Raw genomic sequence first — 15,037 nt, 5'->3', positions numbered from 1 at the left:
CCTTAACCCGTCAACCCGCGCGCCGAAACGTCAGGTTGATGCGCTGGCGTCCGAGGCGCGGATGCTCGCCGTCGGCCAGTGGCGCCACGCCATGAAACGCCAGCCGCGACGGCCCGCCCCACACCGCCACGTCGCCGTGCGCTAGCCGCAAGCGGGCGGGGCGGTCGCTGCGCTGCAAGCCGCCAAACAAAAAAACCGCCGGCAGGCCCAGCGACACCGAGACGATGGGCGCGCTCAGGTCGCTTTCGTCGCTGTCCTGGTGCAGCGACAGGCGCGCGCCGGGTTCGTAGCGGTTGATCAGGCAGGCGTCGGGCGCGAAGCCCTCAAAACCCGCCTCGGCCGCCGCCCGCATCGCCAGATCGGCAAAGCAGGCTGGCATGGGCGGCCAGGGCTGGCCCGAGAGCGGGTCGGTATTGCTGTAGCGGTAGCCCGCGCGGCTTGAGGTCCAGCCCAGCGCGCCGCAGTTGCTCATCCCGACCGACATGACGCGCCCGCCCGGCGTCATGAGATGGCGCAAGGGCGCGGCCGCGATGACCTGTTGCGCGGCCTGAAGCAGCGCTTCGGCCTGGTCCAAGGCAAAGCCGCGCAGCAGCACGGCACCCGGCGCGATGGGCTCTGGCGCGCCATGAGGCGCGGGCGGTTCGTCGAAAAGGCTGTAGGTCAAAAATACTTCATTTCCTGGCTATTTTCATGACCAAATAAGCCATTAGCGCAATGAACACGGGCGCAGGCAGCTATTAAATGCATAGTGCCATCGGATGCTGACACCCTCCATTTCACAATATCGGTTTCAACAGTCACCTTCAATCCAACCATTTCATAGTCATGAGCGCATTCACCATCATTAAAGCCACACCCAGCGATGCCCGGTCCGTCGGTCACCTCTTCGACCAGTATCGCCAGTTCTACGACCAGCCGGCTGACCTTGCGACTGCCACGGCGTTTATTCAGGAGCGCATGGAACGCAATGAGTCCGTGATTCTTTATGCCCGCGACCCTGCTGGAAAACCTCTGGGCTTCTGCCAGTTGTACCCAACTTTCTGCTCCGTGGCGGCGGCAAGGATTTATGCGCTTTACGATTTGTTTGTGTTGCCTGAATTCCGAAAGGCCGGCTTGGGCAAGGCTCTGATGCTCGCCGCGCATGATGAGGCCCGCGTCAGCGGTATCGCACGAATGGACCTCAGCACCGCAAAAACCAATGTAAAAGCACAAGCACTTTACGAATCCCTCGGCTGGAAACGCGATGAGGTTTTTCTGGCCTACCATTGGGAGCCAACAGGCCCGCTACCTTCGCAAGTCGCTCAAGGTAAGGGTGAGGCGCCCGAAAACATCCCGTCTTCAAACGTCATCACACAAAAGGAATGAATCCAATGCTCGACAAGATAAAAGGCTTCGGTGCGCAAGTGGCCACCAAGGCCAATGATGCCGTCGAGGGCATCGCAACGTCCGTCAAGGACGGCGTTGAGTCCCTGGCAAATACCGCGACCACCGCCACCGGGGCACTCAATGAACGAGCCGTGCGCGCCTCGACGGCGCAAATGTGCCGCATTCTTGAAATTGCCCTGGAAGAACTCAAGGGCCGGCCGCTGTCAAGCCGACCTGTCTCGCTGACGGCCACGGTCAATATCGGCATCGCCGCGCTTGAAATGCAAATCCATCTGGAGCCCTCCGAAAAGCCCAAGGAAGACGAAGGTGAGGGCGAGGCGGATTCGGCAGCCTTGCCAACGGCCGTTTAAAGGCAGGGCTCCGTCAACTGCTCAAACAGCGGGATTTCCTGGAGCGTTCCGGTTCATGTTGTCCATGGGCTGTCTGCCCACAGCCTGTTTCGTTGCATTTAAACAACTCACGCACCGGCCTGCTGCTGTCCAGCGTTCCCACGCAGCAAAAACCATTGCCAAACCGGCGCCTGCCCGCTGAAAATCAGCCCACACATTCAAGCCCCGCCTACAGCAAGCCATCCGGCTGGTTCGGGCACCTGGAGATCACCGTTATGTCTGTCAATTCCATGTCATCCCCTCTCTGAGCGCAGTTCATCCGCCCCGGCTGGACTGTGTTTCATACACGTTCCAGCCACGGCACCAAGCGCGACTGCATTCACTGCACGCCTAAAAAGCCCTGGCCACTTTTGCCGGGGCTTTTTGTTTTGTGGAGTGCACATGAGTGCTAAAAAGAAATCGCGGGCCTTTGCCGAGGGCAAGGTCAAGCAACTGCGCCGCATGCGCCAGCCGCTGGTCCTGCTGCTGCCGGCCAGCACGCCGCGCAACCCGGTCGCCATCGCCCTGCAGCAGCGCCGCGCCTCCGGCGCGGCCGGCAAACATATCCGCAGCCGGGGCGCCCAGCGCCGCGCCGACAACGTGGCCCTGCGCCGCGCGCTGCACCAGAACCTGACGAAAGACAACGAATGAATTCCCTGACTTTTATACCTGTGGCCACGGGCACGAGCGTCCTCCCGGCGCTTGTGCCGTGCCCCAGCCGCCAAGCCCTTGAAGCGGCGCCCCGGCAACTGGCCCAGCGCCAGCAAGCCCTGGCCGAGATCGCCGCGCAGCTCAAGACCGAGCTGTTCGGCATTGACGACATCATCGACCGGGTGGTCGATGCGGTGCGTGCCTGGTATGTGCTGCCACCGCTCATCACGCGCCCGGTCATCGTCTGCCTGTGGGGCCTGACGGGCACAGGAAAGACCCAGCTGACGCGCCGCCTGGCGCAGCTGCTGGGCTTTTACGACCGTTTCATCGAGGTACAGATGGACGGCTTCAGCCACGGGTCGAGCTTTCGCACGTCTTCCATCTCCGGCATGCTGGGCGACTCGGGCATCCAGGAGGGCGAGCCCGGCATCCTGGTGCTCGACGAGTTCCAGCGCTTTCGCACGGTGGGCAAAAAAGGCGACGACCTGAAAGTCGAGCGCTACCAGGACGTGTGGGCGCTGCTGTCCGACGGACGCCTGCCGCCCGCGCTCCACGCCCTGGGTAACATCGAGCGAAAAATTGCCGATGCCCGCTATGAAGCCGAGCGCGAAGAAAAAGACGAGAAAGCCGGGGACGTGTCCGCCGGCAAGCTGCCCCACAAGTTCCTGCTCGACCCCTGGGACGCGCAGGAACTCAAGCGCATGCTCAAGCTGCACGCACCGCTGATGGAGATCATGCAGTGGTCGCCCGCGCACATCGAGGGCCTGCTGCTGGCGTTTCAGCAATCGCACGAAAACTGGGAAACCGACTACAGCCGGCTGCTGGTGTTTGTCTGCGGCAACCTGGACGAGATGTACCGCGAAACCGCCAGCCGGGTCGAAGACTGCGACACCGACGCCGACATTTTTCACCAGCTCACCCGCAAGCTCTCGCTCATCGACGTGAAAAAAGCGCTGGGCCAGCGCTTCAAGCCCGAGCAGATTGCGCGCCTGGGCAACCTGCACATCATCTATCCCTCGTTCAGCCGGGCCACCTATGAACGGCTGATTGGCCAGCTGGCCGGGCGCTATGCGCAAGACATTGCCCGCAGCGCTGGCGTGCAGCTGGCCATCGGGCAGGATGTGCTGGAGGAAATCTACCAAAACGCGGTGTTTCCGGCGCAGGGGACGCGGCCTTTGTTCTCATCGGTGCATGCGATTTTGAGCGCCAGCCTGGTCCGCGCCGCCCTCTGGGCGCTGGAGCAGTCCATCCCCCCGGAGACGGTGCTGCAGGTTTCGCTGGACGACGGCAAGCAGCATTTTTGCGTCAGCGCCACAACGGCGGGCGGCGTGCAGCGCCAGAAGTTTGCGGTGACGCTGGAGCTCAACCGGCTCAAGCAGCGCGCCAATGCCGACTTCCGCGCCCTGCTGGCGGTGCATGAGGCCGGGCATGGGCTGGTTTACAGCCTGCTGTTCAAGCGCTCGCCGCAGGAAATCAAGATCAACATCGCTTCCTTCGAGGGCGGCTACAACAGCTTTTCCAGCCTGAAGGCCCGCACCCGCCAGAACTGCCTGGACATGATCTGCGTCGGCCTGGCCGGGCGCCAAGCCGAGGAAATGGTGTTTGGCGAGATGGCCTGCACCACCGGGGCCGAGCAGGACTACAAGCAGGTGACCGAAGAGGCGGCCCGCTACATCCGCCACTACGGCTTTGGCGAACGCATCAGCCGCACCGACGTGACCGGCGACATGGACCACCACATCAACACCGACATCGCGCCGAGCAACGCGGCGATTGAAGCGCTGTTGCAGGAACAGCAGGCCCGCACCCGCGCACTGCTGGCGCGGCACCACAAGGCGCTGACGGCGATTGCCGGCGCGCTGCAGGCCCACGGCTTTATTGTTAAGGAAGACATGGCCAGCCTGATGGCCGCGCATGGCGTGGCGCTGGCGCCCGCAGCAGATGCCGATGAGCCGCTGATTCTGGAGCCGTTTGCCGAGCGGCTTGAGCGCTTTGCACAGGAAGGGCGCGAGAGGGCGGGCAGGGCGCTTCCATGCGCTGGAGCACGGTGGCCGGGGTAAAGGCGCTTTTTTCAGGACGTTTTTTCAAATTTCCATGATGAAAAACACCTTTTGCGCACTATCCACGGGCGCAAGAAGCTATTAAATAAATAGCAAAAATCGCCTGTTTAGCTCGCCAGTTCCGCCAAAATCGGGCAATCCGGTCGGCTGTCCCCGGAACAGCAATGCGCCAACTGCGCCAGCGTTTGCCGCATCGCCTGCATCTCGGCGATGCGCCGCTCCAGGTCGGCGACATGCGCCTGGGCGATGCGTTTCACGTCGGCGCTGGCGCGCTGCTGGTTTTGCCACAGCTTGAGCAGCTCGGCAATCTCGGCCATGCTGAAACCGAGCGTTCGGGCGCGGCGGATGAAGCGCAGGGTGTGGACTTGCTTGTCGCCATACTGCCGGTAGCCCGCGTCGGTGCGCTGCACGGCCGGCAGCAGGCCGAGCGATTCGTAGTGGCGGATCATCTTGGCCGACACGCCCGACTGGCTGGCGGCCTGGCCGATGTTGAAGGGGCCGCTTCCGATAACAGGGGCATTCATTTCGAACTTCCTTTCCAGCGGCGCAGCAGCAGCGCGTTCATCACCACGCTGAAGCTGCTGAAGGCCATGGCCGCGCCGGCAATCACCGGGCTCAGCAGGCCAAAGGCGGCCAGCGGAATGCCGACCACGTTGTAGAAAAACGCCCAGAACAGGTTTTGCCGGATCTTGGCATGCGTACGGCGCGAAATGTCGATGGCGTCGGCGACCAGCGCCGGGTTGCCGCGCATCAGCGTGATGCCGGCGGCCTGCATCGCCACGTCGGTGCCGGTGGACATGGCAATGCCGACATCGGCCGCCGCCAGCGCGGGCGCGTCGTTGATGCCGTCGCCGACCATCGCCACGCGGCCGCCCTGATCGTTTACCTGATCCTTGAGCTGGCCGATGATGTCAGCCTTGTTTTCCGGCAGCACCTGGAAATGCACGATGTCGATGCCGAGCTGTTTCGCCACGGCTCTGGCACTGCCCTGGTTGTCCCCGGTGACCAGCGCGGTCTGGATGCCCAGCGCGTGCAGGCTGGCGACGGCCGGGGCGGCCGTGGGCTTGAGCGTGTCGCCGAACGCCAGCAGCGCCAGCAGCTGCGGCGCGCCCGTCACATCGGCCAGCCATGACACGGTGCGGCCTTCGGCTTCCAGCGCCTCGGCGCGCGCTGCAAAGGCGCCGAGGTCCACGCCGAGTTCCTGCATGAAGCGCGGGCTGCCCAGTCGCAGTTCATGGCCCTCGACCACGGCCGACATGCCGCGCCCGGCCACGGCGCGCACCTGCGATGCGGCCGGCACGCCGAGTTGCTCCCGCGCGGCGAGTTGCGTGACCGCCCTGGCCAGCGGATGCTCGCTGCCCGACTGGATGGCGGCGGCCCAGGCCAGCGCCGCATCGCGTGAAACCCCTAGAGGCTCCAGCGCGACCAGCTCGGGCTTGCCTTCGGTCAGCGTGCCGGTCTTGTCGAAGGCGACGATCTTCACCTGGTGCGCCACTTCCAGCGCTTCGGCGTCCTTGATCAGGATGCCATGCCGCGCTGCCACGCCGGTGCCGGCCATGATGGCCGTGGGCGTGGCCAGCCCCAGCGCGCAGGGGCAGGCAATCACCAGCACGGCGACGGCGTTGAGGATGGCGGTTTCCCAGTGGCCTTCTCCTGATCCAGCCAGACCCCAGCCCAGCAGGGTGACGAAGGCGATGACGATGACCACCGGAACGAACACGCTGCTGACCTGATCGACCAGCCGCTGAATCGGCGCTTTTTTGGCCTGCGCCGACTCGACCATGCGCACGATGCGCGCCAGCGTCGATTCGGCACCGACCGCCGTGGTGCGCACCACGATCAGCCCTTCGGCATTGATGGCGCCGCCGGTCACCCGGTCGCCGGCGTGCTTGTTGACCGGCAGGCTTTCTCCGGTGATCAGCGATTCATCGACCTCGGTTGCGCCTTCCATGATCTCGCCATCGACCGCGATGCGTTCGCCGGGGCGCACCACGACCAGGTCGCCGACCCGCACACTGGCAATCGGAACTTCCTGATCCTGTCCGTCCCGACGCAGGCGTGCGGTTTCCGGCCGCAGCGCATTGAGCGCCCGGATGGCTTCGGTGGTCTGGCGCTTGGCGCGCGCTTCCAGCCATTTGCCCAGCAGCACCAGCGTGATGACGACGGCCGACGCTTCAAAGTAAAGATGCCCGGTCTCGCCATGGCCGTGTTCGCCGTGACGCAGCAGCAGGTAAACGCTCAGCCCGTAGGCTGCCGACGTGCCGACTGCCACCAGCAAATCCATGTTGCCGGCGCCGGCCCGAACGGCTTTCCAGGCGGCCTTGTAAAAGCGCGCGCCCAGCCAGAACTGCACTGGCGTGGCGAGCAGCAGCTGCAGCCATCCGTCCAGCATCCAGGTTTGGCCAAACAGCATGCCGAACATCGGCAGCGCCAGCGGCGCCGACAGCGCGGCGGCCACGACGATGGGCCACCAGGGGGCGCCGGGCTGCGGGGACTGGCCCTGGCTGGCGCCCGGCTCCTGAAGCGCCTCCGCCCGGTAGCCGGCTTTATCGACGGCGGCAATCAGCTGGGGCAGGGTGGCCGCGCCGCCCGCCACGGTCACTTCGGCGGTTTCAAGCGCCAGGTTGACTTCGGCCGACAGCACGCCCGGCACCTGCTTGAGCGCCTTTTCCACGCGCGAGACGCACGAGGCGCAGGTCATGTCGCCAATTTTGAGCCGCAGCGATTGCTCGGTCACGGCATAGCCGGCTTTTTCAACTGCCGCCCTGAGGGTGTTCAGGCTGACGTTCGGGCTGGCCCTGACGCTGGCCTGTTCGGTGGCGAAATTGACGCTGGCTTCCTCGACGCCCGGCGTGCCGGCCAGGGCTTTTTCAACCCGGGCCACGCAGGACGCGCAGGTCATGCCTTCCACTGCAAAGCGCCACTCCTTGAGGGTGGAGGTGGAAGCGGCCAGGCGGGCGGGCAAGGTGTGGGTGGCGCTCATGCGTGTTCTCCTGAGGGGGCATCGCTGGATATGACGATTGAGGCGAGTGTGAACCTTGCCATCATGGCAGGGTCAAGCGCTGGCTGAAAATAAGCAGGGCTATTTTCGGGATTTGTGCAAACCCTGTTGACTTTGCCACCGTGGGAAGGTTCAGACTGCAGGCCGTCCTCATCTTTTCACCTTTCAAGGAGACTTCATGGAATTCGAGATTCCCGACATGAGCTGCGGCCACTGCGCCGGCGTCATCACCAAGACCGTCAAGCAGCTCGATGCCGGCGCGACGGTCAACATTGACCTGCCGGCTAAAAAGGTCACGGTCCAGACCACGCAAGACCGGCAAACCGTTGCAGACGCATTGACCGAGGCGGGTTATCCGACGCACTGAGGGCGGCGCATCGGGGCCAGGGCCGCCTCTATAGAATGATTCCTCCTTCTACTTCCTTGAGCGCCTGTGTCCGACCGTCTTGCTGTTTTGCCCCAATACCTGTTGCCCAAGCAGGCGCTCACTCACTTCGCCGGTTTTGTCGCGTCGCGTGAACGCGGCTGGGTGACCACCGAAATCATCCGCCGCTTTGTCGCCAAATACCGGGTCAACATGGAAGAAGCGCTCGACTCAGACATCGCCAGCTACCTCACCTTCAACGACTTTTTCACCCGCGCGCTCAAGCCCGGCGCGCGGCCGCTGGCCGAGGCCGCGCTGGTCTGCCCGGTCGATGGCGCGATCAGCCAGTTTGGCGCCATTGAGCACGACCAGATATTCCAGGCCAAGGGCCACAACTATTCCACCACCGCGCTGGTCGGCGGCGATGCGGCGCTGGCAGCGCACTACCAAAACGGCAGCTTCGCCACGATCTACCTCAGCCCCAAGGACTACCACCGCATTCACATGCCGTGCGATGGGCGCCTGACGCGAATGATTTACGTGCCGGGCGAGCTGTTCTCCGTCAACCCGGTCACGGCGCGCGGCGTGCCGGGGCTGTTTGCGCGCAACGAACGCGTGGTCTGCGTGTTCGAGTCGGCGCGCGGGCCGTTCGTGCTGGCGCTGGTCGGCGCGACGATTGTCGGCAGCATGGCCACGGTCTGGCACGGCGTGGTGAATCCGCCGCGCGGCAAGGCGGTGCGCGAGTGGCGCTACCCGGCGTCTGGCCAGCCCGAAGTCGTGCTGAAGCAGGGCGAGGAAATGGGCCGGTTTTTGCTGGGCTCGACCGTCGTGCTGCTGTTCCCCAAGGGGCCGCTGCGCTTCAACCCCGACTGGGCGCCGGGCCGCGCGGTGCGGTTGGGCGAGGCGATGGCGGATTACGCGGCAGGTTCGCAGGGCTGAGCACCGGGTAAAGTTCGGAAACATCCAGAAAGACGCTCATGCACCCGCTGATGATTCTGTCGCATTGGCGGTCGTACCGTCTGCTCGTTTATGCTGAACTCTTTTTTGCGACGGGTATGAAACGAGATGCTGGCAACCAAAGGGATGCGATTTCCAATTGACGTGATTCTGGTGTGTATCCGTTGCTACGCAGCCTATCCGTTGAGCTATCGCCACCTGGAGGAAATGATTGCCAAGAACGAGGCGTGTGTGTAGACCACTCTTCGATCAATCGCTGGGCAATCCGGTTTCTACCCTTGCTTGAAAAAGTGTTCCCCAGGCACAAGCGTCCTGTAGGCGTGAGTTGGCGGATCCATGCGCTTCTTTGACAAGGCCATGAAGGCCAAAGGTGTTCCCGAGAAGGTCACGATGGACAAGAGCGGCGCCAACAAAGCGGCGATGGATGAGATCAATGCCCGAGGTGAAACACAGGTCATCGTGCGACAAGTGAAGTATCCCAACAACATCGTGGAGCAGGGTCATCGGGCCATCAAACGGGTCACCAAACCGATGCTGAACTTCAAGTCATTTCGAGCCGCCAAAAATGTCCTGGCCGGCATCGAATTGATGCACATGATCCGCAAAGGTCAGCTACTGCTGGAAGGCTGTATCGAGTTGTCTTTTGCCGACCAGTTTTATGCGTTGGCAGGAAAAATCCGTCCCGTTTGAGGAACTGGCATCTGCTCCTCTCCCAAACACGTTTATCAACTGGCAACGCGACAGAACCCTGACGGCCAAGGCATGCATGTCTTCGAGCCGAACTATCAGAAAGCGTAAAGTGCGCGGACACCTATGGTTTGTAGCTTTGGACCGCTCTGCACCTTAATATCTTTGGCGTACTGCAGCTGAAGTTGAACCTGCTTGGTAACAAAAGATGCCCATGTCAGGGTCAAATTCGTATCATTTTTTTTGTCGGCAAAAGTGACGCCATTCAGGGTTTCCTTGGCGCCTGTCGCGTAGCGCAAGGATGCGCCCAGATGGGTAGCGTCACTCAGGTGGTGTCGCAGGTGGATGATTGCGCGCACCATGGGGTCCTTCTCGGATTTGGTGTCCCTGCGATCCTGATAAAACTCCGCCTGACCGATCAGGTCAATCGTCCATTTCGGTGCGAAGGTTTTGATGTAGCCCACCTGGAAATCGGCGGCCCAGCGGTTGTCGCTGATGGCAAATCCCTTGGTCTTTTCGGCACCTGTTGGTGCTGTGACGAAGAGCGTATAGCCCAGATGCTCACCACCCGGAAGATCTGCAATTGTCCACAAGGTTGCGCCGAAGACGATGTCGCCGATTCCGGTGCTTTTCTGGCCCGTTAGCCCGACTTCCTGCTGGCCGTATGGAATGATGATCTGCGGATCAATGGTGTAGTTGCCCAACTTCGTAAAGTGTACATACCTGAACAGGCCGAGGTTCAGCTTCAAGTCCAGATCCTTGGGCAAGCCTACCTTGTTGCCATTGGCGTAAACCTCGTTGGCAGTGATTCTTTGTCCATAAACAAGCGCAAGGTCGGTCCCTGGCGGGAGTGCGGTGTAATCGCCAGGGTCCGGCGCAGCTGCGGCCTGAACAGCGGCCGATCCGGCAACAGCCAGGATTGCACTGGCAAATTTGATGAGGTTTTTCGTGTTCATGTTGTTTCCACTATTTTTGGCTAAAGGCGGTTCGCGGCTTGCTGAAACAGCTCTCGATTTTTTCTGCGAAAGGGGGTCACTTCAGGGGCGGCGGTCAGCCGGCCCTGGGAAATTCGCGTAACGGCTACGCAGCCGCTTTGATCATGTCAGCGGCCTTCTCCGCAATCATGATCACCGGTGCGTTGGTGTTGCCGGACGACACAGCCGGCATGATCGAAGCATCGACCACACGAAGACCACTCACCCCGTGAACCTTGAGTTCATGGTTGACCACCGACATGACCGACTGGCCCATCGCGCAGGTTCCCACCTGGTGGTGATAAGAGACAACAGCGCTTCGGCAGTAGTCAGCCAGGTCCTGATCGGATGTTTTCTCCGGTCCCGGATAAACTTCTCTGCCCCGCCATTCGGCAAGTGCTGGCTGATCGGCCACCTTGCGCATCATCTTGATGCAGGTCACCAAGGTTCTGACGTCGTAATCCGTGGCCAACACATTGGGATCGATGTGGAGCGGGTCATCGACCTTGGCACCGGTGAGGCGAAGTTCGCCCCGGCTTGTCGGCGTGACACCGGCAGCGTTAAGGGTGAATGCATTGGACGGGCCTTGCTGTCCAGGCACGTAATACCCCACATTGAAGAACAGAGGCTGCATGTCGGGGCCGGGCAACTTGTCATCAGACTTCGCAAACATCTGTCCATGGAGCACCGTGATGGTCGGATCTTCAGGCGCGGGAATCGGTTTTTTACCTTCGTAGATAACTGGCAGCAAGGTGTGGTCGTGCAAATTCTTTCCAACACCTGGCAAATGATGCACGACAGGAATCCCGAACTGTGAAAGCTGCTTGCTGTCGCCGATCCCGGAAAGCATCAGTATCTTGGGTGACTCCAGCGTTCCGCCGCTCAGGATCACTTCCTTGCGCACCGAAACCTTGTGCACTTTTCCATCCTGTTCATACACCACGCCATTGCAGCGTTTTCCCGCGAAAGTCACCTTGTGCACGCGCGCATTGGTAATCACCGACAAATTACCCCGGTCCAGCGCCGGGCGCAGGAAAGCGACCGCCGTGCTGTGGCGCTTGCCATCCTTGGTATTCAGATGATTGAAGCCTGCGCCCAGAATCTCAGCTCCGTTGTGGTCCGTGTTCAAGGGATGACCAGCCTGCACTGCAGCATCGACCATGGCTTTGGTCACGATGTGCGGTGTGTATTGGGTTGTGACATGCAGGGGGCCGCCCTGGCCGTGAAACTCATTCGCTCCTTGGTCGTAATCTTCAGATTTCTTGAAGTAGGGCAGCACGCTTTTGTAGTCCCAGCCTTTGTTGCCGGCTTTAGCCCAGCCGTCATACACCGAGGAATGCCCCCGCACGTAGATCATGCCGTTCAGCGAACTGCTGCCGCCCAATGTTTTGCCGCGCGGCCAGAAGAGGGAACGGTTGTGGGCATGCTTTTGCGGAGCCGTGTCGTAGGCCCAGTCATAGGAAGATTTCCACAGCTCGATCAGCCGAATCGGTGTGGATATTTTTTCCGAGTTGTCTGGACCTCCCGCTTCGATCAGCAGGACGCGAACCTTCGGGTTGTCGGTGAGGCGGTTCGCCAGCACGCAGCCTGCTGACCCGGCACCAACGATGACGTAGTCAAAGCTTCCGCTTTTATCTTCTGCAGCATTGATTTTGGCGCCCACCATGAGGCCGCCGACCATCAGCGTTCCGCTGGCGATGCCTGCAGACTTGATGAACCGGCGTCGTGTAAACGGCGCCTCGTTTTTCGTGATTTTTGATTGCTCTTGCTTTGTCATTTTGTCTCCAATGGGTAATTCTGAAATGAATGGCTTGAAAGTTCGGTGAGTGCTGGTCTCCTTGCTGGATCAGGAAAAAATGACTTGCTGCGCGGTGTATTCCTGCAGGCCTTCTTCCGCAAACTCAACCCCGAAGCCTGATGATTTCGTGCCGCCAAACGGGGCATTGGGCTGAATGGCGCCATGTTTATTGATCCAAACGGACCCACACTCCATCTGGCCAGCGACATGCTTGGCATGCTCAATATCGCGTGACCATACGGATCCCCCCAAGCCGTTCTGGCTGTCGTTGGCGGCCTTGATCACCTCTTCAACATCGCGATAACGGATCACAGGTAACGCCGGGCCGAACTGCTCGTCGTCCACCAACGCGTCGCCGTTCTTCAGGCCTGCAATGATGGTCGCCGGGAAGAACAGCCCGTCGCCGGCTTCGCCGCCCAGCAGCAGTTCACCCTTTTTCCGCGCGTCGGTCACGAGGCTGGCCACCTTGTCGAACTGCATGCGGTTTTGCACCGGTCCCAGCATGTTCTGCTCGGACATGCCGTCGCCCATGGGGACCGACTTGGCAAAGGCAACAAGATGTTCGCAAACATCGTCATGAATGCTCTCATGCACATAGAGCCGCTTCATCGCTGCGCAGGTCTGGCCGTTGTTGATGAAGCTACCCCAGAAGAGGCCCTCGGCGATGGCTTTGGGATCGCAGTCAGGCAGGACAATTCCAGCGTCATTGCCACCCAGCTCAAGAGTCAGGCGTTTCATCGTCGTGGCAGCGGACTGCATCACTTTCCGGCCTGTCGCACAGGAGCCGGTAAAGACGATTTTGCGAATACCGGGATGCGCCGCCATGGCTGCGCCAATGCTGCCCGAGTGGTCATCACCCGTCACGCAGTTGATCACGCCGGCAGGCAAGACTTCATTGAAGAGTTCGATCAAACGCAAGGTCGCCAGCGGCGTGTACGGCGAGGGCTTGAGCACTACGGTATTGCCGGTTCGAAGCGCCGGCAGGACGTGCCAGATGGCAATCATGACGGGAAAGTTCCATGGTGTGATCGAGCCCACAACGCCGAGCGGCTTGCGGTGTAGTTCCACCCGGCCTTGTCCGTTGTCCTGCAGAACCTTCATGGGCAGGGACAAGCCGGACGTGTAGTTTGCCCATGCGCCGGCACCCCCCATTTCCCAGCGTGAACCGAGACCGTTGAGCGGTTTTCCCTGCTCCAGGGTGATCAGCGTCGCAAGCTCTTCGGAGTGAGCATTGATTTTTGTAGCGACGGCCAGGCAGGCGGCCTGCAATTCATCATCGGATTTTCTGGACCAACTCGTGAACGCTTTTTGCGCGGCGGAAACTGCCGAGTCCAGGTCGGAATTTGACGCATTTGGTGCTGTGCCGATGACCTGGCCAGTGGATGGATTTTTTACCTCGAAGGTGGTGGTACCCGGAACGGCGCGGCCTCCGATAGTCATTTTCGCAACGTACATCAGGGACTTTCTGTGTCGGTAATCGTTTAAAGGTAGCTGGCACTTCAACAGTGAAGAGTGACCACACTTTAGGATTCCGGTCCCCTGACGTCTTGGAGCAAAACGTCATTCGTGATGGACTAGAGCGTCAGCAAGGGTTTACGATATGTCCCGGCGTGACACCGTACTTTTTGCGAAATTCGCGGTAGAAAAATGACAGGTCATTAAAGCCGCAACTGTAGGCGACAGAGGAGACGTAGTGGGTATGCAAAGAACCGACCTGAAGGTTCAGGCGGTCATGCGACGCATTCAGGCGGGCATTGAGTATCCGGCGGCTTGGGGTTTCTCCCAGGCGCTGAAACAGGCGCTGAAGGGACCGCAGGGGCACATTCAATGTTGCAGCCAGGCCCATAGCGTTAAATGATGGGTCTTGATACTGCAGTGAGATTTGCTGTAACGCGGCGCTCAACAGGGACTCATTGCTTCTAAGCCTCGGGGACACCCCATGACCACTGCGCTCAAACAGGGAGGACCCGAACACACCCATGAATGCTTCTTTCAAATGGCCGCTTTCATGGTTTTTAGGTTCCAGCATCTTTACCAAAATTGCCCGCATCGCAAGGCCCAACGCGTCTTGTTTCAGGAGGCCGAGACCGCTTTGAATTTTGGAGCCAAACCGAAGATGCATTTCTTCCCTCGGCAAGTGCACCGAAATCTGCTGTGAATGCAGTCCTGCAAAAATGAAGTCAGACGGCTTGGTCGAGTCGATAAGCGCAACATCCCCTGGATTCATCTGAAACTGTGTGCTCTCTTGGCACATGACAGCTTGGCCATGATCTTGGAAAATAAGGAAATAATTTTCTCCGGGGTCGCGCCTGATGCACTGCGCGTCGCGGCTGATGCGGTGGATATTCTGGCTGATGGTGACAGCGTCCTGCCCTGAAAGCCGCGTAGGTTTAGTACCACCGCGAACAAAGTGCTGCCCATCCATCGGAACAACCACGAATCGACCGCAGGTTTTGAGCAAACGGTCCGTCATGACTTCCAGCGGAAGTACGTCGTCGATTAGCGGGCTCAGAGCCTCCAAAGTCCAACTGATTGGCTTTGGGCAAACTGCAGGTTTAGCCAACGTGGCGAAGCCTGAGTTACATGATTCAATTTCCGCTAGTGCCAAAGTAGGAAGCACTACGGCATCGGCATCGTAAGGCGCAATGAGTTTCAAAACTTGTCTCCTTTTCACATGACGTTCGCGCGTGTTCTGTTGCGTTGCCGGCTGATGAACGTGTTTCAGGCGGGAACGAATGCCATTTCTTTAGATGGGATGTGTTTTTCTTGCCAACGCATAGAACTGGTCTAA

At 60.5% G+C, this 15,037-nt stretch carries 13 protein-coding genes and 1 pseudogene; 7 read left to right on the top strand and 7 right to left on the bottom strand.

Annotated features, from left to right (window positions below; translation table 11 throughout):
• Positions 1-10: 10 nt before the first annotated feature.
• A complete protein-coding gene (gene alkB, locus ABLV49_RS20635) occupies positions 11-664 on the bottom strand; it encodes a DNA oxidative demethylase AlkB (RefSeq protein ID WP_349279453.1) in 654 nt (217 codons plus the stop codon).
• A gap of 161 nt (positions 665-825) precedes the next feature.
• Between alkB and ABLV49_RS20630 the strand changes: the two genes are divergently transcribed.
• From ABLV49_RS20630 to ABLV49_RS20615, 4 genes are all read left to right on the top strand, one after another.
• Positions 826-1,365 carry a GNAT family N-acetyltransferase gene (locus ABLV49_RS20630; RefSeq protein WP_349279452.1) on the top strand — a complete coding sequence of 180 codons (540 nt, stop codon included), beginning with the start codon at positions 826-828 and terminating at the stop codon, positions 1,363-1,365.
• A 5-nt stretch (positions 1,366-1,370) separates the two neighbouring features.
• On the top strand, positions 1,371-1,736 hold the full coding sequence (locus ABLV49_RS20625; protein ID WP_349279450.1) for a hypothetical protein: 366 nt from the start codon (positions 1,371-1,373) through the stop codon (positions 1,734-1,736).
• Between the two features lie 420 nt (positions 1,737-2,156).
• Positions 2,157-2,405: a hypothetical protein gene (locus ABLV49_RS20620; protein ID WP_349279448.1), complete on the top strand. Its 249-nt coding sequence runs from the start codon at positions 2,157-2,159 to the stop codon at positions 2,403-2,405.
• The gene (locus ABLV49_RS20615; RefSeq protein ID WP_349279446.1) at positions 2,402-4,465 is read left to right on the top strand and encodes an AAA family ATPase; all 2,064 of its coding nucleotides are present in this window, start codon (positions 2,402-2,404) and stop codon (positions 4,463-4,465) included. The genes ABLV49_RS20620 and ABLV49_RS20615 overlap by 4 nt, the downstream gene beginning before the upstream one ends.
• A gap of 107 nt (positions 4,466-4,572) precedes the next feature.
• Here the strand turns inward: ABLV49_RS20615 and cueR are convergent, their stop codons facing one another.
• Together cueR and ABLV49_RS20605 are read right to left on the bottom strand one after the other, a co-directional pair.
• Positions 4,573-4,989, bottom strand: coding sequence for a Cu(I)-responsive transcriptional regulator (cueR, locus tag ABLV49_RS20610; RefSeq protein WP_349279444.1), 417 nt, complete (start codon positions 4,987-4,989; stop codon positions 4,573-4,575).
• Positions 4,986-7,448, bottom strand: a complete 2,463-nt coding sequence (locus ABLV49_RS20605) for a heavy metal translocating P-type ATPase (protein WP_349279442.1) — start codon at positions 7,446-7,448, stop codon at positions 4,986-4,988. The genes cueR and ABLV49_RS20605 overlap by 4 nt, the downstream gene beginning before the upstream one ends.
• A gap of 196 nt (positions 7,449-7,644) precedes the next feature.
• Here ABLV49_RS20605 and ABLV49_RS20600 point away from each other — a divergent pair, with 196 nt between their 5' ends.
• From ABLV49_RS20600 to ABLV49_RS20590, 3 genes and pseudogenes are all read left to right on the top strand, one after another.
• On the top strand, positions 7,645-7,833 hold the full coding sequence (locus tag ABLV49_RS20600; RefSeq protein ID WP_349279440.1) for a heavy-metal-associated domain-containing protein: 189 nt from the start codon (positions 7,645-7,647) through the stop codon (positions 7,831-7,833).
• A 66-nt stretch (positions 7,834-7,899) separates the two neighbouring features.
• Positions 7,900-8,769 (top strand): archaetidylserine decarboxylase, encoded by an 870-nt coding sequence (gene asd / locus ABLV49_RS20595; protein ID WP_349279438.1) that lies wholly within the window; start codon positions 7,900-7,902, stop codon positions 8,767-8,769.
• A gap of 126 nt (positions 8,770-8,895) precedes the next feature.
• A pseudogene (locus ABLV49_RS20590) lies at positions 8,896-9,477 on the top strand (IS6 family transposase).
• A 95-nt stretch (positions 9,478-9,572) separates the two neighbouring features.
• Here ABLV49_RS20590 and ABLV49_RS20585 read toward each other — a convergent pair.
• The 4 genes from ABLV49_RS20585 to ABLV49_RS20570 form a co-directional block, all read right to left on the bottom strand.
• A complete protein-coding gene (locus ABLV49_RS20585; protein ID WP_349279437.1) occupies positions 9,573-10,430 on the bottom strand; it encodes a transporter in 858 nt (285 codons plus the stop codon).
• 124 nt (positions 10,431-10,554) lie between these two features.
• Positions 10,555-12,225 carry a GMC family oxidoreductase gene (locus tag ABLV49_RS20580; protein ID WP_349279435.1) on the bottom strand — a complete coding sequence of 557 codons (1,671 nt, stop codon included), beginning with the start codon at positions 12,223-12,225 and terminating at the stop codon, positions 10,555-10,557.
• A gap of 69 nt (positions 12,226-12,294) precedes the next feature.
• On the bottom strand, positions 12,295-13,701 hold the full coding sequence (locus ABLV49_RS20575; RefSeq protein WP_349279433.1) for an aldehyde dehydrogenase family protein: 1,407 nt from the start codon (positions 13,699-13,701) through the stop codon (positions 12,295-12,297).
• A 127-nt stretch (positions 13,702-13,828) separates the two neighbouring features.
• Entirely contained in the window at positions 13,829-14,902 is a 1,074-nt protein-coding gene (locus ABLV49_RS20570) for a helix-turn-helix domain-containing protein (RefSeq protein WP_349279431.1), read from the bottom strand.
• Between the last annotated feature and the right edge of the window lie 135 nt (positions 14,903-15,037).

This window comes from Polaromonas hydrogenivorans (genome assembly GCF_040105105.1).
GTDB lineage: Bacteria > Pseudomonadota > Gammaproteobacteria > Burkholderiales > Burkholderiaceae_C > Polaromonas > Polaromonas hydrogenivorans.
Note: the sequence above shows the minus strand (reverse complement) of the source record. Positions and strands in the feature narration are given on the sequence as shown.

Coding starts and splice junctions, on each gene's coding strand:
- ABLV49_RS20630 (WP_349279452.1), top strand. CDS start 826: ATGAGCGCATTCACCATCATTAAAGCCACACCCAGCGATGCCCGGTCC.
- ABLV49_RS20625 (WP_349279450.1), top strand. CDS start 1,371: ATGCTCGACAAGATAAAAGGCTTCGGTGCGCAAGTGGCCACCAAGGCC.
- ABLV49_RS20620 (WP_349279448.1), top strand. CDS start 2,157: ATGAGTGCTAAAAAGAAATCGCGGGCCTTTGCCGAGGGCAAGGTCAAG.
- ABLV49_RS20615 (WP_349279446.1), top strand. CDS start 2,402: ATGAATTCCCTGACTTTTATACCTGTGGCCACGGGCACGAGCGTCCTC.
- cueR (WP_349279444.1), bottom strand. CDS start 4,989: ATGAATGCCCCTGTTATCGGAAGCGGCCCCTTCAACATCGGCCAGGCC.
- ABLV49_RS20605 (WP_349279442.1), bottom strand. CDS start 7,448: ATGAGCGCCACCCACACCTTGCCCGCCCGCCTGGCCGCTTCCACCTCC.
- ABLV49_RS20600 (WP_349279440.1), top strand. CDS start 7,645: ATGGAATTCGAGATTCCCGACATGAGCTGCGGCCACTGCGCCGGCGTC.
- ABLV49_RS20585 (WP_349279437.1), bottom strand. CDS start 10,430: ATGAACACGAAAAACCTCATCAAATTTGCCAGTGCAATCCTGGCTGTT.
- ABLV49_RS20580 (WP_349279435.1), bottom strand. CDS start 12,225: ATGACAAAGCAAGAGCAATCAAAAATCACGAAAAACGAGGCGCCGTTT.
- ABLV49_RS20575 (WP_349279433.1), bottom strand. CDS start 13,701: ATGTACGTTGCGAAAATGACTATCGGAGGCCGCGCCGTTCCGGGTACC.